At 60.9% G+C, this 17571-nt stretch carries 21 protein-coding genes and 5 pseudogenes; 14 read left to right on the top strand and 12 right to left on the bottom strand.

Translation table 11 applies throughout. The features are described from left to right. The first annotated feature begins 66 nt into the window (after nucleotides 1–66). The 4 genes from FHX14_RS02375 (at nucleotide 67) to ligD (ending at nucleotide 5031) form a co-directional block, all read left to right on the top strand. The gene (locus FHX14_RS02375) at nucleotides 67–861 is read left to right on the top strand and encodes an SDR family NAD(P)-dependent oxidoreductase (protein WP_003594508.1); all 795 of its coding nucleotides are present in this window, start codon (nucleotides 67–69) and stop codon (nucleotides 859–861) included. Between the two features lie 103 nt (nucleotides 862–964). After that, nucleotides 965–3121 (top strand): glycogen debranching protein GlgX, encoded by a 2157-nt coding sequence (gene glgX, locus FHX14_RS02370; protein ID WP_003594510.1) that lies wholly within the window; start codon nucleotides 965–967, stop codon nucleotides 3119–3121. 15 nt (nucleotides 3122–3136) lie between these two features. Beyond that, complete coding sequence (locus FHX14_RS02365) at nucleotides 3137–4141, top strand: DNA topoisomerase IB (protein ID WP_184375894.1); 1005 nt, start codon at nucleotides 3137–3139, stop codon at nucleotides 4139–4141. Further along, the gene (ligD, locus tag FHX14_RS02360) at nucleotides 4138–5031 is read left to right on the top strand and encodes a non-homologous end-joining DNA ligase (RefSeq protein WP_184375892.1); all 894 of its coding nucleotides are present in this window, start codon (nucleotides 4138–4140) and stop codon (nucleotides 5029–5031) included. Before FHX14_RS02365 ends, ligD begins: the two co-directional genes overlap by 4 nt. A gap of 12 nt (nucleotides 5032–5043) precedes the next feature. Here the strand turns inward: ligD and FHX14_RS02355 are convergent, their stop codons facing one another. The 3 genes and pseudogenes from FHX14_RS02355 to FHX14_RS02345 form a co-directional block, all read right to left on the bottom strand. Next, entirely contained in the window at nucleotides 5044–5769 is a 726-nt protein-coding gene (locus FHX14_RS02355) for a glutathione S-transferase (protein WP_184375890.1), read from the bottom strand. A 6-nt stretch (nucleotides 5770–5775) separates the two neighbouring features. After that, on the bottom strand, nucleotides 5776–6066 hold the full coding sequence (locus FHX14_RS02350; protein WP_003594518.1) for a DUF3175 domain-containing protein: 291 nt from the start codon (nucleotides 6064–6066) through the stop codon (nucleotides 5776–5778). A 56-nt stretch (nucleotides 6067–6122) separates the two neighbouring features. Then, a pseudogene (locus FHX14_RS02345) lies at nucleotides 6123–6350 on the bottom strand (plasmid stabilization protein); the annotation flags it as partial. A 142-nt stretch (nucleotides 6351–6492) separates the two neighbouring features. Here FHX14_RS02345 and FHX14_RS02340 point away from each other — a divergent pair. After that, nucleotides 6493–6847 (top strand): annotated as a pseudogene (locus FHX14_RS02340) (hypothetical protein); the annotation flags it as partial. A gap of 57 nt (nucleotides 6848–6904) precedes the next feature. On the opposite strand, the gene FHX14_RS02335 reads toward FHX14_RS02340, so the two are convergent. From FHX14_RS02335 to FHX14_RS02320, 4 genes are all read right to left on the bottom strand, one after another. After that, nucleotides 6905–7078, bottom strand: a complete 174-nt coding sequence (locus FHX14_RS02335) for a hypothetical protein (RefSeq protein WP_184375887.1) — start codon at nucleotides 7076–7078, stop codon at nucleotides 6905–6907. Between the two features lie 10 nt (nucleotides 7079–7088). Next, nucleotides 7089–7271, bottom strand: a complete 183-nt coding sequence (locus FHX14_RS02330; protein ID WP_184375884.1) for a hypothetical protein — start codon at nucleotides 7269–7271, stop codon at nucleotides 7089–7091. Nucleotides 7272–7411: 140 nt separating this feature from the next. Continuing rightward, the gene (locus FHX14_RS02325) at nucleotides 7412–7666 is read right to left on the bottom strand and encodes a DUF2934 domain-containing protein (RefSeq protein ID WP_003594526.1); all 255 of its coding nucleotides are present in this window, start codon (nucleotides 7664–7666) and stop codon (nucleotides 7412–7414) included. A gap of 142 nt (nucleotides 7667–7808) precedes the next feature. Further along, nucleotides 7809–8450: a UdgX family uracil-DNA binding protein gene (locus FHX14_RS02320; protein ID WP_184375882.1), complete on the bottom strand. Its 642-nt coding sequence runs from the start codon at nucleotides 8448–8450 to the stop codon at nucleotides 7809–7811. Between the two features lie 162 nt (nucleotides 8451–8612). On the opposite strand from FHX14_RS02320, the gene FHX14_RS02315 reads away from it, so the two are divergent. Continuing rightward, the gene (locus tag FHX14_RS02315; protein WP_054184733.1) at nucleotides 8613–10076 is read left to right on the top strand and encodes a phosphatidylserine/phosphatidylglycerophosphate/cardiolipin synthase family protein; all 1464 of its coding nucleotides are present in this window, start codon (nucleotides 8613–8615) and stop codon (nucleotides 10074–10076) included. 179 nt (nucleotides 10077–10255) lie between these two features. Continuing rightward, nucleotides 10256–11071: an endonuclease/exonuclease/phosphatase family protein gene (locus FHX14_RS02310; protein WP_003594532.1), complete on the top strand. Its 816-nt coding sequence runs from the start codon at nucleotides 10256–10258 to the stop codon at nucleotides 11069–11071. A gap of 24 nt (nucleotides 11072–11095) precedes the next feature. Here FHX14_RS02310 and FHX14_RS02305 read toward each other — a convergent pair. Next, nucleotides 11096–11850, bottom strand: a pseudogene (locus FHX14_RS02305) (HEPN domain-containing protein); the annotation flags it as partial. A 211-nt stretch (nucleotides 11851–12061) separates the two neighbouring features. Between FHX14_RS02305 and FHX14_RS02300 the strand changes: the two are divergent. The 4 genes and pseudogenes from FHX14_RS02300 to FHX14_RS02285 all read left to right on the top strand — a co-directional run. Then, complete coding sequence (locus tag FHX14_RS02300; RefSeq protein ID WP_184375873.1) at nucleotides 12062–12331, top strand: type II toxin-antitoxin system prevent-host-death family antitoxin; 270 nt, start codon at nucleotides 12062–12064, stop codon at nucleotides 12329–12331. Beyond that, complete coding sequence (locus FHX14_RS02295) at nucleotides 12321–12746, top strand: hypothetical protein (protein WP_184375870.1); 426 nt, start codon at nucleotides 12321–12323, stop codon at nucleotides 12744–12746. Before FHX14_RS02300 ends, FHX14_RS02295 begins: the two co-directional genes overlap by 11 nt. Nucleotides 12747–12863: 117 nt before the next feature. After that, nucleotides 12864–13232, top strand: a complete 369-nt coding sequence (locus FHX14_RS02290) for a hypothetical protein (protein WP_184375868.1) — start codon at nucleotides 12864–12866, stop codon at nucleotides 13230–13232. A gap of 122 nt (nucleotides 13233–13354) precedes the next feature. Then, nucleotides 13355–13552, top strand: a pseudogene (locus tag FHX14_RS02285) (DUF736 family protein); the annotation flags it as partial. Between the two features lie 197 nt (nucleotides 13553–13749). On the opposite strand, the gene FHX14_RS02280 reads toward FHX14_RS02285, so the two are convergent. Continuing rightward, nucleotides 13750–14028 carry an HU family DNA-binding protein gene (locus FHX14_RS02280; RefSeq protein ID WP_003594536.1) on the bottom strand — a complete coding sequence of 93 codons (279 nt, stop codon included), beginning with the start codon at nucleotides 14026–14028 and terminating at the stop codon, nucleotides 13750–13752. A 402-nt stretch (nucleotides 14029–14430) separates the two neighbouring features. On the opposite strand from FHX14_RS02280, the gene FHX14_RS02275 reads away from it, so the two are divergent. Beyond that, nucleotides 14431–14598 carry a hypothetical protein gene (locus FHX14_RS02275; protein ID WP_003594538.1) on the top strand — a complete coding sequence of 56 codons (168 nt, stop codon included), beginning with the start codon at nucleotides 14431–14433 and terminating at the stop codon, nucleotides 14596–14598. A 77-nt stretch (nucleotides 14599–14675) separates the two neighbouring features. Here FHX14_RS02275 and FHX14_RS02270 read toward each other — a convergent pair whose 3' ends face one another. After that, a complete protein-coding gene (locus tag FHX14_RS02270; RefSeq protein WP_184375863.1) occupies nucleotides 14676–15020 on the bottom strand; it encodes a WGR domain-containing protein in 345 nt (114 codons plus the stop codon). Nucleotides 15021–15447: 427 nt separating this feature from the next. On the opposite strand from FHX14_RS02270, the gene FHX14_RS02265 reads away from it, so the two are divergent. Continuing rightward, entirely contained in the window at nucleotides 15448–15924 is a 477-nt protein-coding gene (locus FHX14_RS02265; protein ID WP_054184719.1) for a hypothetical protein, read from the top strand. An 806-nt stretch (nucleotides 15925–16730) separates the two neighbouring features. After that, nucleotides 16731–16952 (top strand): hypothetical protein, encoded by a 222-nt coding sequence (locus FHX14_RS02260; protein WP_184375861.1) that lies wholly within the window; start codon nucleotides 16731–16733, stop codon nucleotides 16950–16952. 173 nt (nucleotides 16953–17125) lie between these two features. Here FHX14_RS02260 and traD read toward each other — a convergent pair. Further along, nucleotides 17126–17224: pseudogene (gene traD, locus FHX14_RS32875) on the bottom strand (conjugal transfer protein TraD); the annotation flags it as partial. After that, nucleotides 17190–17477, bottom strand: a complete 288-nt coding sequence (locus tag FHX14_RS02250) for a TraC family protein (protein ID WP_184375857.1) — start codon at nucleotides 17475–17477, stop codon at nucleotides 17190–17192. The gene FHX14_RS02250 and the pseudogene traD, both read right to left, overlap by 35 nt. Between the last annotated feature and the right edge of the window lie 94 nt (nucleotides 17478–17571).

Here is a 17571-nt window from a genome sequence, read left to right as displayed (position 1 = left end):
GCTGATAGACTTCCCCAATCTGTTTCATCACCTATGTCATTGGTTTTTCGGGAGACTGTCTTAGCCATGGTAGAACTTGCCCAATCGCTCGCATCGATCAAACTGCCGGACCTCGCCGGCAAGGCCGTGCTGATCACCGGCGCCTCCACAGGCATCGGGGCGGCGCTTGCCCGCGCTTTTGCGGCGCAGGGCGCCAAGGTCGGCGTGCACTACAATGCCAGCCGCGAGCCGGCGGAGGCGCTTGCCGAAGAGATCAGGGCTGCCGGCGGCACCGTGCATCTGATCCAGGGTGATGTATCCAGGGAAGGCGAAACCGAGCGTGTCGTCGAAGAGACGGCGAAGACTTTCGGCCATCTCGACGGGCTTATCAACAATGCCGGCGGCATGCTGGGGCGCAAGCCGACGTCGGAATATACCGATGCCCATTATGCCGCGGTGATGGATCTCAACGCCCGCTCAGTGCTGGCGGCAACGCGTGCGGCCCATCCCTGGCTGAAGAAGCAGGGCGGCTTCATCATCAACACCACCTCGATTGCCGCCCGCAACGGCGGCGGCAATGGGGCAATCCTTTATGCGGCATCGAAGGGCTTCGTCTCGACGATCACCCGCGGCCATGCCAAGGAATTCGTCGCCGACAGGATTCGGGTCAACGCGGTGGCGCCTGGTGTCATCGCCACGCCCTTCCACGAGCGTTATACCAATGACGAGCAGATGGAGCTGCAGCGCAAATCGATCCCGATGGGTTTCGTCGGCACATCGGAAGATTGCGTCGGCGCCTATCTCTTCCTCGCCTCGCCGACGCTGTCCGGCTACATCACCGGCCAGATCATCGAGGTCAATGGCGGCCAGCTGATGCCGTAGGACCTTCCTTCCGGCGCACAGCATCTGCCCTTTTCCCTTGGACGAGGGAACTTTCGAACCACCGTAACGTTTCCCGCTTGGTCTTTTCATTGAGCGGGGCATCATGAGCTTTTCATTTTCGGAACTCGACTTCCTGAAGCCGGAACTCGGCGCGGAGTATACGGGTTCCGGCACTCACTTCGCCATCTTCTCGGCGCATGCCGAACAGATAGAGCTCTGCCTCTTTTCACCCGACGGAAAAAACGAGATCGCGCGGATGCCGCTGCCGAAACGCGAGGGCGACATCTGGTCGGGCTATATCGCCGGTGTCGGGCCGGGCACCGTTTATGGCTATCGCGCCCATGGTCCTTACGACCCGGGCGCCGGCCACCGTTTCAATCCGAACAAGCTTCTGCTCGACCCCTATGCCAAACAGGTGACGGGCGACCTGAAATGGGACGACGCCCTGTTCGGTTATCAGATCGGCGAAGACGACCTTTCCTTCGACGAGCGCGACAGCGCGCCCTTCATGGTCAAGGGCGTGGTGCAGGATCCGGATTTCGACTGGGCGGGTGAAGAGGCGATCCGCCGTCCCTGGCCCGACACAATCATCTACGAAGCGCATGTGCGCGGCCTGACGATGACCCATCCGAAAGTGCCCGACCGGCTGCGCGGCACCTTTCTCGGCATGTGCAGCGATCCGATCATCGATCATCTCGTCAAGCTCGGCATCTCGGCGATCGAGCTTTTGCCGATCCAGTATTTCCTCGACGATCGATATCTCCTAGAGCAGAACCTCAGCAATTACTGGGGCTACCAGACGCTCGGCTTCTTCGCGCCGCAATCGCGCTACATGTCCGGCGACAAGATCACCGAGATCAAGACCATGGTGCGGAAGTTCCATGCCGCCGGCATCGAGGTGATCATGGATGTGGTTTATAACCACACCGCCGAGGGCAGCGAGAAAGGACCGACCCTGTCCTTCCGCGGGCTCGACAATGCCAGCTATTACATCCTCTCGCCCGACGATCCCCGCCACACTTTCGATACGACCGGCACCGGCAATACGCTGAATGTCGCTCATCCGATGGTGATGCGCATGGTGCTCGACAGCCTGCGCTACTGGGTCGGAGTCATGCATATCGACGGCTTCCGCTTCGATCTCGCCAGCACGCTCGGGAGGCAGGATCTGGAATTCGATCGCCAGGGCGGCTTCTTCGGCGCCATCCGGCAGGATCCGATCCTCTCCGGCGTCAAGCTGATCGCCGAACCGTGGGATATCGGCGAGGGCGGTTATCAGGTCGGCGGTTTCCCGCATCCCTTCCGCGAATGGAACGACAAGTTCCGCGACGATGTGCGCCGTTTCTGGAAGGGCGATGGCGGCATGGTGTCGGAGGTGGCGGCCCGCGTCACCGGCTCGGCCCCGCAATTCAACCATTCGGACCGGGGCGCCACCTCGTCAGTCAACCTTCTGTCGGCTCATGACGGTTTCACCCTGATGGATACGGTCTCCTTCGACGGCAAGCACAATGAGGCGAACGGCGAGGACAACCGCGACGGCCATTCGGATAATCATTCCGACAATATGGGCGCCGAGGGTGCTACCGATAATGCCGACATCAATGCCGCTCGGGCGCGGCGTCGGCGCAACATGATTGCGACCCTGATGCTCTCCCAGGGCGTGCCGATGATCCTGGCCGGCGACGAACTCGGCAACAGCCAGGGCGGCAACAACAACGCCTATTGCCAGGACAATGAAATCGGCTGGACGGGCTGGGATGGGCTCGACGATCCCTTCCTCGATTTCTGCCGCCAGGCCGTCGCCTTCCGCAAGGCGCATCCGGTGCTGCGCCAGGAACGGTTCCTGACCGGGGAGGTGAGCGAGGACGGCCGCATCGAGATCGCTTGGTACAAGCCGGACGGCAGCTTCATGGATGACGGCGCCTGGAACGATGATGGATTGCAGGTGCTCGGCGTCTATCTCTCGAGGAGCGTGCATGCTCCCGATACCGAGACGATGGACGACCTTTTCCTCGTCTTCAACGCCGGCGGCGACTGTCAGATCCACCTGCCCGAGGTGAACGGACTGCAGCATTGGTCGCGGATTCTCGACACCGGGACGGAGACCGACGCCTTTGCGGTGCATGAGCAGGACAATCCGGTCATCGTCTATGCCCAGAGCGTCGCAGTCTTTGCGCCGACAGGCCAGACCCAGCCGCCGGAGGGGGCGACCAAGGCCCAGCGCCGCCGCTGGTTCCAGTTCGGGCGCAGGAGCAAGTAGCGGGTCGCAGAAAAGATGAATGCCGAAGCCATCACCGAACTTGGTCTCGTTTATGTCAGCGACGCCGAACCCGGCATCCGCAGGCGAAGGAAAGGCAAGGGCTTCAGCTATATCATGCCCGACGGCACGACGCTTGCCGATGAATTGCAGCGGGCACGCATCGGCGCGCTCGGCCTGCCGCCGGCCTATGAGAATGTCTGGATCTGCCTCTATGACAACGGCCATCTGCAGGCGACGGGCATCGATGCCCGTGGCCGCAAGCAATACCGCTATCACAAGGACTGGCAATCCTTCCGAAGTGCGGGAAAATTCCATCAGCTGATCGAATTCGGCCGGGCCTTGCCTAGGATACGCCGCACCGTGCTGCGCCACCTCGACACCGGCACCGAGGATATCGACGGCGTGCTTGCGGCGCTGACGACACTGCTCGATGAGGCGCATCTGCGCGTTGGCAACCAGGCCTATGTCCGGGAAAACGGCACCTATGGCGCAACGACCCTGCTGAAGCGGCACCTGAAGATCGTCGACGGGCAGATCGAGCTGAAATTCCGCGCCAAGGGCGGCAAGCGCGTCCAGCGCAGCCTCAAACATCCACGGCTGCAGAAAATTCTGGAGGAGATCGCCGACCTGCCCGGCCGCCAGCTTTTCGTCTGGAAGGATGAAAGCGGAGCGCTGAAGCCGATCGATTCCGGCCGGTTGAACGCCTATCTGGCCGAGATATCGGGCATTCCCATTTCGGCGAAGACCTTCCGCACCTGGGCCGGCTCGCTCGCCGCCTTCGGCGCGGCGCGCGAGACGATTGTCGGCGGCGGCCGGCCGACGGTGAAGCAGATGTCGGAGGCGGCTGCCGAGGCTCTGCACAACACACCGGCGATCTCGCGCTCGAGCTATATCCATCCGGCAATCATTGCGCTTGCCGGCAACGATCATCCGCTGATCGAGAGCGCCGAACCACTGCGGGGCTTGCGGGCCGAGGAAAACAGGCTACTTGATTTCCTCACACGCGAGACCGAGGAATGAGCCCCCAAAATCCACCGGTAAGTCATCCACCCGCATCGGACGTCGTGCTGACCCATCCCGACCGGCTCTACTGGCCGGACGAGGGCGTGAGCAAGCAGGCGCTCGCGGATTATTACGCGGCGGTCTGGCCGTTCATGGCGCCTTATCTGGTCAATCGGCCTTTGGCGCTGCTGCGATTGCCTAATGGGATCAAGGGTCACCAGCGGTTTTTCCAGAAGCATGCGTGGAAGGGCATGAATCCTCATATCGAGGAGGTCGCCGATCCTGAGGAAAGGGACGGCGAAAAGCTGCTGCGGATTGTCGATTTCAACGGTCTGACGGCGCTAGTGCAGTCGGCGGCGCTCGAAATTCATCCCTGGGGCACGACGACCGAGAATTGGGAAAGACCGGATATGATCACCATGGACCTCGATCCCGGCGAGGACGTGGCCTGGAGTGCGGTGATTTCAGCGGCGCTCGACGTCAACGCGCGGCTCAAAGCCCGCGGCCTTGCCGCCTTCGTCAAGACCTCGGGCGGCAAGGGGCTGCATGTGGTGGCGCCGCTTGCGCCGAAGGCCGGCTGGGCCGCGGTGAAGGATTTCGCCCATTCCCTCGCCGAAAGCATGTCGGCCGACGCCCCGGAAAAGTATCTCTCCACTGCGACGAAGGCCAAACGCGGCGGCCATATCTATATCGATTATCTCCGCAACGGCCGCGGCAATACGGCGGTTGCCGCCTATTCGACACGGGCACGGCCGGGGGCGCCGGTTTCGATGCCGATCGATTGGTCTGAATTAAACGAGATCAGCGGCCCGGCCGCCTTCACGCTCGCCAATGTGCCGCAGCGATTGGAAACCCGTCCGAGCGACCCATGGCGCGATTTCTTCGATGCGGCCGCACCGCTGGAATGAGTGTCTCTCCGCTCATCCCGCGCTGTCGAGCTCGGGATAATGCCGGAAAATCCCCTCCTCGTTGAAGGCGAGGCGGCGAGGGGAAGCGAGATAGCGGGCAAGGTTCGGGCGCTTCGCCACCCGGTCATGCAGCGCAAGAAGGGTGGGATAGTCCGCCTTGCGCTTCGCCATGGCTTTCGGAAAGGCGTAGGTCATGCCTTCGATCACCTGGAAGAGCGACAGGTCGACATAGGTGAGCGCATTTCCCACAATATGGTCGGGACATCCAGGGTTCTGCCGCAGCACACGCTCGAAATAACCGAGGAATTTCGGAATGCGATCGCGGATGAAGGCGGCGGAGCGGGCCTTCGCTTCCTGCTTCTGGTCCTCGTAATAAAGCGATGTGTCGATCGGGTGATGCGTATCATGCACTTCGGCGACGAAATCGGTGACGGTCAGCTGCAGGCCGTTGGCGACATGGCGAAGGCCTTCATCTTCAGGCGCAAGGCCGAGCTTCGGGCCGAGATAGAACAGGATGTTGGCAACATGCGGGATAATGAGGTCGCCGTCCTTCAGGAAGGGCGGGGCGAAAGGAATATACGGTTCGCTGTCGCTCTTCATCAGGGCGAACATGGCATCCGTACCGCGACCGGGCTCACGGGTGACGTCGACATAATCGGCGCCCGCCTCCTCAAGCGCCAACCGCACGAATTCGCCGCGGCCTTGAAGACCGTCCCAATAATAAAGCTCGTAGGCCATGGCTGATCATCCCTTCGGCTGACGACCGAAGTCTTTTCGCAATTCGACCTTGGCCTTTTCAAGGGTGCCTCGCCGTTTTTTCGTAAGCTGGTCGCCGGCGCGGTTGATGTAGAAGGTCAACATCGACATGGCGGCGCGGAACGGGCCCGACTTGCGGCGATGGCTCTCCTCGGCCGAGTGCTTGACCGCGCGGGCGATCTTTTTCGGATCGTCCGATTTGAACACGCCTTCCTTCAGGTCCATCGCGTCGCTGTGTTCGGTAACATTCTGCGACCATTTTTTCTTCGATTTGGCCATCTCTGAAAATCCTTTGCCGGATGCGGCCGAAGGCAAATCGCCGCCGTCGCATATTCTTAGTGGTGGCTGTGGTGCTCATGGCGCTTGCGCGTCGCGGCCGCCTTCTTCGCCGAAGCGGAGCGTTCCTCCTTCGATCGTGCGGCGGATGCAGCGCCGCCGGCGCGCCCGCCGTTTTCGGAGGATTCATGGGTATCCTTCTTTCCGCGACCGGAACCGGATTTGTTGCCGCCGCCGCTTTCCTTGTTGACCGTCGCCCAGGCACGCCGTTCGGCCTCCTTTTCGGAGTGTGCAAAGGGGGCAAACTGATGTTGCGACCGAAAGTTCCGGCCTTGTGATCACTGATCCGGATTTCAGAACAAAAGCCGCCTCCGCTCGGTTTTCGAGGAGACAGCCTCGCATGAGCCACTACTTGAGGGAGCCGAACGCATGGAAAACCACATCGTCAAAGCCGATGGAAACGGCAGGATCGACGTCAATGGCCAAGTGTCCCCCGTCCTATACGGTGACTCAGGCAAGGGAGGGCCCGTTCCTACGAGGTCGACATCCGCCTCATGGCGCCGCGCGACTGGCTGCTGCAAAGGGGGGTCGAGCGCGATGCCGTGCTGGTCAGCCAGAGCGGCGCGCGCATTCCCGTCTCTCACGACGGCTGGCACCATCATGATGGTGCTAACCATCTCGTCGAGGGCCGCCTGGATCCCGCCGCTCGATCTCGGTCGAACTGACGGCGCGTGACGACAGCTGCACGAGCGAGGTGGATCTGATGCGCAAATACCCGAATTGGACAGCGCCGGTATTGGATGAGGTTCAGCGACAGGTCGCGCCCAACGGCGCCGCAGTGCTACTTTCGATGGAGTTTTTGCGATGCGGCGAAGGCGCGGCCGATATTGAAGAAGGGCGGCTGAGCCGGCGCACGTGAATCGCGGAAAACCAGCCCGACGAGATTGTCGACGACTAGGATGAAGCCGAGCGCGAGCCCGAGATAAAGCAGGGCGGCGATGACGAGGAGCGACATTTCCATCCCTCTAGACGACCGCGATCGCAGTGCGGGTGTCGGCTGCGGCAAGCGGGACGGAACGGATATTGGTGCGGTCGTCGTTCATGGCAACTTCCCGGGTTTCGCCATAAACAGCCAGCGCATAGACTTGTTCCCGGTTTTTGGGCGAGGGCTCAACTTTTTCAGGAAGCCTGAAAGCGTGCAACGTCATCCGGCCTCTGTTCACCCCCGCATGGAAGCCCATCCTCCGAAATTCGATAATGCAGAACTAATTCAAACTTATGACAAACAGCAGCAAAGGGCGCCGAGACGACGCCCTTTTTTCAATTCAGTTGCTCGGTATTCCGGTATTTAAAGAGCTGTCTTTCGGCTTGCCGTCCGTTTCGGCGCAGGGGTCACGACGCCGTTGGTCTTGCTGCCGGCGACGTTACGCTTCGCCTTGGGCTTCACTTCCTTGCCGTCCGAAGAGGCGCTCGACCGTTCGAGCGCTTCGCGCTCGTGTCGTGCCTGTTCCCAATGGATGGATTCTCGCCCTGTTGGATAGCCCTCTTCTTCCCAGAGGGCGTATGCACGTTTCTTGATCCACTCGTCCCGAGTTTCTGCCATCGCTGATCTCCAGTCAAATGATGCCGTCATCCGAACGCGATACTCCTTGGATGGTTCCAGAGGAACGGGAGCGTTTCAAGCAAAATCACGCTGCAACCGCAAATATTTTCGCGATGCAGCATAACAGGGTTGAGAAACACGTTCAGCGCGCGCCAAACTCGGCCGCCTTGTGCAGATCTGACACGAAATCCAGGCGCAGCCGCTGCTGCTCGGCCTCGTCGCGGATGCGCAGGAGATAAGAGGGGTGGATGGTGACGAGGACAGGCGGATGATTAGCCGGCTGTAGGATATGGCCGCGTTCCGGCGTCAGCTTCACCTTTGGCCCGAGCAGCGCATAAAGCGCGCTAGCGCCGAGGGTGACGACGAGTTTCGGTTGCAGGATGTTGAGTTCGGCTCCAAGCCACCAGGCGCAACGCCTAATCTCGCCGGCATTGGGTTTTGCGTGCAGCCGACGTTTGCCGCGGGGCGTGAACTTGAAATGTTTGACGGCATTGGTGACATAGCAGCGCTGACGGTCGAGACCGGCCTCCTCAAGGCAGCGATCGAGCAACCGGCCGGCGGGACCGACAAACGGCCGACCGGCCACATCCTCCTGGTCGCCCGGCTGTTCGCCGACAAGGACAATCTCGGTTTTCCGCGGCCCTTCACCGAAGACGATCTGCGTGGCATTCCTGTAGAGATCACAGCGGGTGCAGCTTTCGGCCTGATGCCGCAGTTGGGCGATGCTTTCCGCTTCCGCGACGTCGAGCGCCAAGGCGGGGCCGACGCTTGCAGCGATGTTCATGATGCGATCCTCATCTCTCCGGATCAATCGTCGGGCGCCGGGATTGTTCCCGCGGCGAAACGGGTGGCCGGGCAGGCAAAATGGTCACGGCGAAAAATTTCGCGTCATGGGAGAGAGCCGGCGCGATTGAACGCTGCCGTTTCGCGGCTATATTGGCCAGCGATGTTCTATCTCCTGTCGACCTACTGGCCGCATATCCTCTTTGTCGTTTCGATCGCCATGGGGGCCGCGGCGGCGATCCATGCCGCCATGACTAAGGAGGAGGTGCGTGCGGCGATCGGCTGGGTCGGCGTCATCATCCTGTCACCGATCATCGGTGCGGTGCTCTATGCGATTGCCGGCATCAACCGCATCCGCCGCAAATCGCTGAGCATCCGCCGCGACGCGCTGCTGCCGGCGGCCGAGTTCGACGAGCTGGAAACGTTCGACGCTGAGGCCGAAACGGTGATCAGCCAGTTCGGCCGCCGCTTTGCGGCGCTCCAGACGCTCGGCGATCGGGTAACGCGCAATCCGCTGACCTCAGGCAATTCGATCGACGTGCTGGAGACCGGCGACGAGGCCTATGCGGCGATGAAATCGAGCATCGACGAGGCGGCGCGCAGCATCCTGCTCGAAACCTATATTTTCGATCGCGACGCGATCGGCCTTCGCATCGCCGATGCGCTGATTGCGGCGGCCAAGCGCGGCGTGGCGGTCCGGGTGCTGATCGACGCGGTCGGCGCACGCTATTCGGTGCCGAGCATTCTCGGCCATCTCCGGGACGGGGGCGTCACCGTCGCCGTCTTCAACGGCAACGTCATCATGGGGTTGCGGCTGCCCTATGCCAATTTGCGCACCCACCGCAAGATCCTGATCGTCGACGGGAAGATCGCGCTGACCGGCGGCATGAACATCCGCGCCGGCTTCAGCGAGGAGGCGACCGGCGAGAGCTTTGCTCACGATACGCATTTCAGCATCACCGGCCCTGTTGTCGCCGACCTCTTCGACCTTGCTGCCGAGGATTGGCGCTTCTCCACGCGGGAGCTGTTGAATGGCGAGGCCTGGCGCATCGAACCGCCGCAGCGCAGTCCCGGCGATCCCATCCTGATGCGCGTAGTCGCCTCCGGGCCCGATCGCAGCGTCGAGACCAACCACAAGATGCTGATGGGCGCCTTTTCCGTGGCGCGCCAATCGATCCGCATCATGTCACCCTATTTTCTGCCGGACCGCGAATTGATCAGCGCCCTGGTGACGGCGGCGCGGCGCGGCGTCGAAGTCGATATCGTCGTGCCCGCGGTCAACAACCTCGTGCTGGTCGACCGGGCGATGACGGCGCAATTCGACCAGATCCTCAAGGGTTACTGCCGCATCTGGCGCTCGACCGGCAGCTTCAGCCATTCGAAGCTGCTGACGATCGACGGCACCTGGGCTTATGTCGGCTCATCCAATCTCGACCCACGCTCGCTCAGGCTGAATTTCGAGGTCGATCTCGAAGTGCTGAACGAAGGTTTTGCCGGCGAGATCGACGAGCATATCGAGGAAACCCTGAAATCGGCGACGCCGGTGACGCTCGACGGTTTGCGGGCGCGGCCCTTCCCGGTGCGGCTGCTCGAGAAGGTGCTGTGGCTGGGTTCGCCTTATCTCTGATGCAAGTCGCCCAAAACTGTGCAGCCGTTTTGGGAGGACGACATGCATAAAACAAGAAACCGGTGCGTTGCATGTCGATGCTACGCGCGTTTTTTTGGCGTTTGACATGGCAAGTTCCGCTTGCCCTCCTATACTGCCGAGAGAAGCCTTTTTGATCAACGGAACGATCGCGCCTTCCGATGCACGCCAAGAAAGATAATCTTCCTTCCAGCATTCTCGCCTCGATCAGAAGCAGGAAGAAGCGACTCGACCCGGCCTACACGGAAACACGGCCGCGCAGTGTGGGAACGCTGATCGCCTCCTACAACGTACACAAATGCGTCGGCACCGATCGCCGCTTCGATCCGGAGCGCACCAGCCGGGTGATCCATGAAATCGGCGCCGACGTCATCGCGCTGCAGGAGGCCGATACGCGCTTCGGCGAACGCACCGGCATTCTCGATCTCGGTCGGCTGGAGCGCGAGACCGGGCTGATCCCGGTGCCGGTTGCCGGCATGGCCAAGGCGCATGGCTGGCACGGCAATGTCGTGCTCTTCAAGAAGGGGCTCGTGCATGACGTGCACCAGGTCAAGCTGCCGGGGCTGGAGCCGCGTGGCGCGCTGGTGGCCGAGATCGAGCTGGAGCAGGGCGGGGTGTTGCGCATCATCGCCGCGCATTTCGGCCTGCTACGCCATAACAGAGCCCAGCAGGCCCGTATGCTGGTCGAACTCATCAACGACAGACAGGAGATGCCGACCATCCTGCTCGGCGACCTAAACGAATGGCGGCTCGGCGACCGCTCCTCGCTCAACACCTTCCAATCCGCCTTCGGCCCGCTACCCCCCGCCGTCCCCAGCTTCCCCGCCGGCCTGCCGCTTCTCGCCCTCGACCGCATCATCGCCAACCGCAAGGGGATCATCTCGGAGGTGGAGGCGCACGACACGCCGCTGGCGCGGATTGCCTCGGATCACCTGCCGATCAAGGCGCTTGTCGAGCTGAAAGCGGTGGGCGGATAGGACGGACTTTGCGTATCCCGATCGTCATTGCACGGCTTGATGTGGTTCCGACCCCCTCTTCCGCTCAAGCTTCGCCAGATGCTCGGAGCACACTGCCTTGACCAGCTCAAGCAATAAAGCCGTTTGCTCTGCCAGCGCGCTGAGAGCCTTCTCGTTTGATCTCGAAATGCTTGGAATACCGGGCTTTAACATAGGCCTCGTTAAGAGTGTTGAACCAGGCGCGCTCACGATGCTGATCGCGAGGAAACGCTCTCAAGACGGCGGTCCTGTTCCTCAACGAGTGAGCGGAAGAATTTGATGTTGTGGGAGGCGGCCGTAATTGGTGAGTGTCAGCAGGACGCAGGAGTAAGCTTGTTCGAATGACTGGTGAAGGCTGAAAGCAGCCCAATTCGTCCAAGCGTCGGGGGTCCTTTCTGATCTGCCAAGCTGAAACTTAGCCGTTTCCAAAATGACCGTCGCTTCGCTAAATTTCAGCTCAAAATGTTCCTCCGCCAAGCGCAGTCGATCGGCTACGGCGAGTGGCTGCGGCTCCGCAAGGAGCTCATCATCGAGTTCAGAGAGAACGATCCCTTCCTTGCGGATATCGAAAAAGAAGTACCGTCCTTCTTCCAGGTTAGTGTTCACCTCGCGCCTCGAATGAACGATGAAGCTCACCGGCGTTTCGATCGATTTGTCGTGGATCAGCCGGTCGGCTGCCTTGTGCCAGTACTCGGCGAAGCGCAAAGCTTACGGTTGTTGACGATGATCAGTAGATCAAAATCCGAGCGGTAATCCTCCATGGGTCAAGCGAAATCGCCCCGGCACCAAATCTTGACGCTCTTCCAGCAAGTTTACGGGCGGACGAGATGACAGATGGATTTTGGATGCGATGGTTCCTGAGATCGATGAGTAAAGTGGCAGTTTGCATGTACCTCTGGAAGTGGCATCTGCACGAATTGAAGTTTTCTGCATTTTCTGTATAATGCAGAAAACGCTCTCATGGAGACTTTCATGAACACCAAGACCGTCAGTACTGCGGAATTCATCCGCCATTTCGGACACTATCACGACGAGGCTCGGCGCGCACCGATTACGCTCACCAAGCACGGCCGGGAATCGCTGGTCGTGCTCTCAACCGAACTGTTCGAGCGCCTCAAGGGCAATGAGGATCCACGTCGTGTCTATGCCGCCGGCGAAACTCCTTCCGAACTGGCGGAACTTCTCATCGGCGAGCTCGACCGGCAATCGGCGGACTATAAGGCTGGGGATCATGACGGCTGAGCGTTTTACGAACGGCACCATCGTCAGCTATCCCTATCTCTGGCGCTGGCAGGCCGACGAAGGACGCGAGCATGGCGAGAAGGACCGGCCGGTCTGTCTGGCGCTTACGGTGCCCGATCCTCGCCAGAACATGACCCATCTGGTGATCCTGCCGATATCGGGAACTCCGCCGCGATCCGACCAGATCGCGCTCGAAATTCCCGATCTCGAACTGCGTCGCGCCGGCCTTTCGGTCTTCAAGCGCGGTTGGGTAACCGTCAGCGAATATAATTACGACATCGCCGAACGGTCCTGGTACTTCGACGCCGGCCAAACGCCGCGCGGCTGGTTCGGCCCGCGCTTTCTAGAAGATATTCGCCAGGCGTTGCGGCCGATCCTCGCAGCCCATGCGGGCCGCATCGATCGCACCCGCTGACGATGTGAAGATCGCCCGCCTTCTCGGCGAGGCCTTACGGTCGCAATCGTCGCGCCCGGTGCTGGAGGCGAATTTTTCGCATCTCAGGATACCGATTCCGGCTGATGGTAGCTGGGATTGGCGTCAAATCTGATTGAATATGGTTCGCCTGATGCCGCAGGCGACGTCCAATGCGCGACTTATCTCGCGCAAGCGGAGGCCGCAATGGGGATGTGTCAGACGCAGGCGTCGATGGGACGAGGACGCGAAAAACTGTCGCAGGTGATGGCTGCGGCCCGCGTGATGTCGCGTCGCTGGCGGGCAAATGCCAATATGCCAATCCCTGAGCGGCTGCCTTCCACTTTGAACATCGGCGCACCACAGCTGATCTCGATGAACCGGGTGTGGCCGCAGGACGACTGCGTCTCGATCGTCTGCCCGCAACTGCCGTCACGGACTATTTTCCGCCGGCGGGCGAACCCGCCTTTGCATCGCGAAGCAAAATAGCCCTATCCGGCCGTCTTTCACTTCGTTCCAGCCCTTCGGGTGCGGCGCCGATCGCCTCCGTCCTGAACACCGCCATCGAGGTCGCAATGGCGCGACCCGACCAAGCGGAAAGGAACCAAGTCATGGCAGTCATCGGCGAATTCACCACCAACGGCAACGTCATTCAGGGCAACGTCCGTACCCTCACGGTCGCAATGAAGGTCCGCCTGCATCCGATCGAACGTGTCTCGCGCGACGCGCCGGATTTCAGGGCCGTTGCCAAGGGCGCCGAGCTCGGAGCCGGCTGGAAGGCGGTCTCAGGCAACGGCGAGCCCTATATCTGGAACCGCCCAAACCGCGAAGCCGCGTGATCGGACGAAGGGGACCCCGCCCAAAAGGCGGCGTCTGCCACATGAGGAAGCCGGAAGCTGGTGTCGAGCCTGCTTCCGGTTTTCGGTGCCCTCGGGACGGTGGGATGCTTGCCAGTCCGTCCGAGCATGCGATGTCGCCGGCTCTCGCGCACCCAAGCCGAACTCGCTTACTTGTTCAGGGCATCCTTCAGGGCTTTGGCCGGCGTAAAAGCCAGCTTCTTCGCCGCTGCAACCTTGATCGTTGCGCCGGTCGCAGGATTGCGCGCCTCGCGCTCAGGTGTTTCCTTGACCTTGAACTTGCCGAAGCCTGGCAGGGATGTTTCGTTGCCAGCAACAGCAGCATCGGTGATCGAAGAAATCACAGCTTCGACGATCGCCTTGCCCTGGGCCTTGGTCAGGCTGTGCTCGGTGGCGATCTTGTCGGCGATTTCATTGGTGGTGGTCATATCAGTCTCCGCATCGTGATTGATAACGGAATCCGTGACAGGCGGTTATCCTTCTGTCATCGCTCGATGCTCGTGTTTGCGGCTTAAACCCTGGATTTCCACAGCTTCTGATCGAGCGCAGCACACGGCGTTCCGAGCGCCGCGACACAATCTGCCGCTCCCGACATTATCGGTGCCACACGAGAGGTTGGTTGTCTGCTCAGTCCCTCCGAGGATGTCATGGCGGGATAGAGGCCTCAAGGACGAGCGGTTCCCCCAATTTTGTCTCCGCTCCGATTCCCTCCACTCCGACAAAATCGGCACCCCCACTCGCCGGCTCCGCCGGTCGCATCCGCGATCCTTGACCCCTCTATCCCGCCATGACCCGAGCGCGCGTCTTTCACAAACGTCAAGGAGACGACGATGACGAACGAACTCGACCGCACGATCCTCGAACTCGAAGCCGAGCTCCGCAACGCCGATCCCGCCGAGCGCCGGCAGATCGAGACCGAACTCGAACTTGCACTGGCCGAGCGCGAGATGATCGTGGCAGAACAGGAAGGATGGGCAACCTCGGAGCCTCCGTTCTGACGGAGGCTTCGGCCGTGTCGCGAGCCAGGCGCGCCGGATCGAGCGGCAGGCTCGAAGCTCTGCTTCGCCACCAACGATCAAAGGTTAGGAGCTCCCTGTCGCTTATGCGCTTTCGGGCGATAGCCGCGAGATCGCTTCTGGCGGAGCAGGTCGAGAAACAGCGACACTGCCTCTTCTTCTCTGGCGAAGACGTGGGCCTTTAACTGCCCGTATGCACCGATCCGTCCCCAGCGCCGCGTCAGGCAGGTCTGCCCGAACAGTGTCGGGGATATATCCATGGCGTAGTAGCGCGCCATGTTCCTCGAGGCGTCCGTGCGTTCGACATAGAGTTGGTAAGGCTGCGCGATCATACCGATAGAATCGCCGATCACCGACTCTACGTCCAACGACAGATTTGAATCCATTGCGCCGGATTGATTCATCCCTGTGATGTTTGAGGTAGGGAACATGTGTTCGGGCGAGTGGCCTTCGTTGGCCTGGCTCTACTGTGTCGCTTCGCGTCATCCCGGAGCCCGCTTCCGCCTTCAGTCACGATCCACCTCGCGGCAAGGGCGAGGCCGCCGCCTCGTGTCGAAACGGCGCCGGGTGGTTCCTCAGCCGGCTAGTCGCCGGAAACGGTCGCGGCGCCTGCCGGCACCGCGGTACTCTTCTTCTCTGACGTCCTATTGTGCACCCGCCACTCCGGCGTCAAGGACTGCACGGCCCCTCCAATTTTCAGTCGCCGGCTGCCGGCCGGCGTCAGAAAATCGGTTCCTCCGCTTGCCGCCGCTGGCGGTCGCGTGCCGCGATCCCTGACCCCTCGCGGCTACTGTGCGGCCTCCTTTCGTCAGAACGAATGGAGACAATACGATGTCCAATGACTGGTACTACGTCCATCAGCTTGCCCTGCTTGCGGGCTTCAGGCTAATCGTCCTTGCGAACCGCATCGGTTGCACAGATAACTTTTCGAGAGCGTTGCACGACCGGCTCGCCGACGGGCTTGCATGCGCAATGGCACGGGCGCGATCGATCATGGCGCTACAGGGCGAACAGGTGTGCGAACCGGATCTCGAAGGCATCACTGCCTTCCAGCTCGAGGGCGAAAAGGAATGCTTCAACCGCTTCCAGATCACCCTTCTTGACGACCTCGAAATCGACTTCGCCACTCGTGAATATCGGGTCAACAATGGCGAGTGGCATTATGCGGACTGCGAGGGCATCGAAATCAGCTATCCGGGCACAATCGGCCTGACCGATGCAGAACTGGGTGGGCTCGGCCCGATCATCCGCGATATATCCCACGAAACGGGCATCTGCATCAGCGCCGCGCGGATCGTCTACGATTGATGCTCGGCGAGAGACGGCGGAGCCCGTCTCTCGTCTCTTCCCATTCCCATGACTTGCCGGCATCGAGCCGGCGCGGTCTTGAGGCGAAAGACTTGCCGCTTCTCCCCTCAAGCACCCCTCTCCCTGCGGAGCGGGTTAACACCCGCCCGGCCTATCGGGCCGATCAGCGGACGCTGCCTCGACTTCCTCAAACAAGACGGAGATGAGGATCGCCCTACGCTACGCCCTCATGCTTCGGGCGTCCGCTCCAGATGATCCTTCTCTCCTGCGGTGCGCTCGCCGTCTCATCGTTCGCGTGCCGTCGATGCCCGCTCCCTCCGGTCAGGGACATCCCGGCAGCTCACGACGAGGCCTCGCTTCAGCATCTTTCACCAAATCGATCTGGCCACCATGCTGTTCCTCCGGCGCGGATCACAGGCTTGCGCCTGTGAGCGCTGTTGCTTTGTCTGACGGCTCGCAACAGCATGGGCTGCGTCGGGCACGACATCCAGGCCGATTTGGTGAAAGATGGCAGGATAGGCTAATGGTATACCACTAGCCGTTTCGCCTGAGGGGCGATCTTCGAGGCCTGAATCGTGAATGGGTAAATGAGCGAATGGGTGCGCAACGGATCGCGCCGATTGGCGACTAAGCGGCCCAAATAGGTGGGTGCGCCCTTCGGCGACTGCGCGTTTCGGTAAGCCAGTGATCCTGTCGGTTCAAAACGGTGATGGATGGTTCCTAGTTTGGGGATATTGCCCGCACCGTACTTTGCCATCGCGGGGGTGTCGGTTAAACCTTTCGCCCGCGACAAGCTGGAATCAACAATGAACGAAACAATCAAAATCGATAGCCGAGGCGACTTTGGGCTCTGGGCGATCGAAGCGGCAAAGCAGATCGTCGGCGAGCAAGGCTTTGAGCTTGCCAAGGCGGCCCGTGACGGCAGTGAAGAGGAGTTACGCTCCGCCGGCAACGCTCTCGGGCAGGCGATCACCAACGTGCTGTTGGAATTATATGACGGCTTGTTGGACGGAGCTCCAGAAGCATAGGCCGATTTGGCCGTCGCCGAGGCTCAGTGATCTAGGCAGATCTCGACGGTCTGCTCCGCCTTGGACTTCTGAGGCGGCTCTCGCCGTCATCTTAGCCGGCGCAGACGATTGGAACAGGGGCGTATCACTCTGCCGCTGGTCTCTACTATGTCCGACGCTCTAATTTCTACCCCAGCAAATCCAGCTCGGACGACGATCCCGCCGAGCAGGATTTTCTCGCGCGTGTCGCGCTTGCGTTCAGCCGTCATTTGGAACCTGCCCCTGCGCTCCAGCGCCGCTATCTGCTGGTCGACGCGTTTGAGGAGCAGGGACAACGACCCCTTTCCTTTCCCCCTTGCGAAACCGCGCGGCGATCTCCTCGACGATCCGATCGACCTCCTCATCGGCGATCTCCATCTCGGCCAGGCCGGATTTGGTGACAGCGCGGGCAAACCGTTCCGCCGATTTGACGATCAATAGACGTTTGCGTTCGCGCAGCCTCTCGATCTGGGCGTCGAGATCGGCGATCGATGATTTGGTCGACATTCGCGGTTCCTTTCGCGGTTCAGATAGCGCGATGTTCGATTATACTGACTATAATAAGATAGTAAAGTGCGCTACCCTGCAACCGGAAAAACGG

This window comes from Rhizobium sp. BK619 (assembly GCF_014195245.1).
Classification (GTDB): Bacteria; Pseudomonadota; Alphaproteobacteria; order Rhizobiales; family Rhizobiaceae; genus Rhizobium; species Rhizobium acidisoli.
Note: the sequence above shows the minus strand (reverse complement) of the source record. Positions and strands in the feature narration are given on the sequence as shown.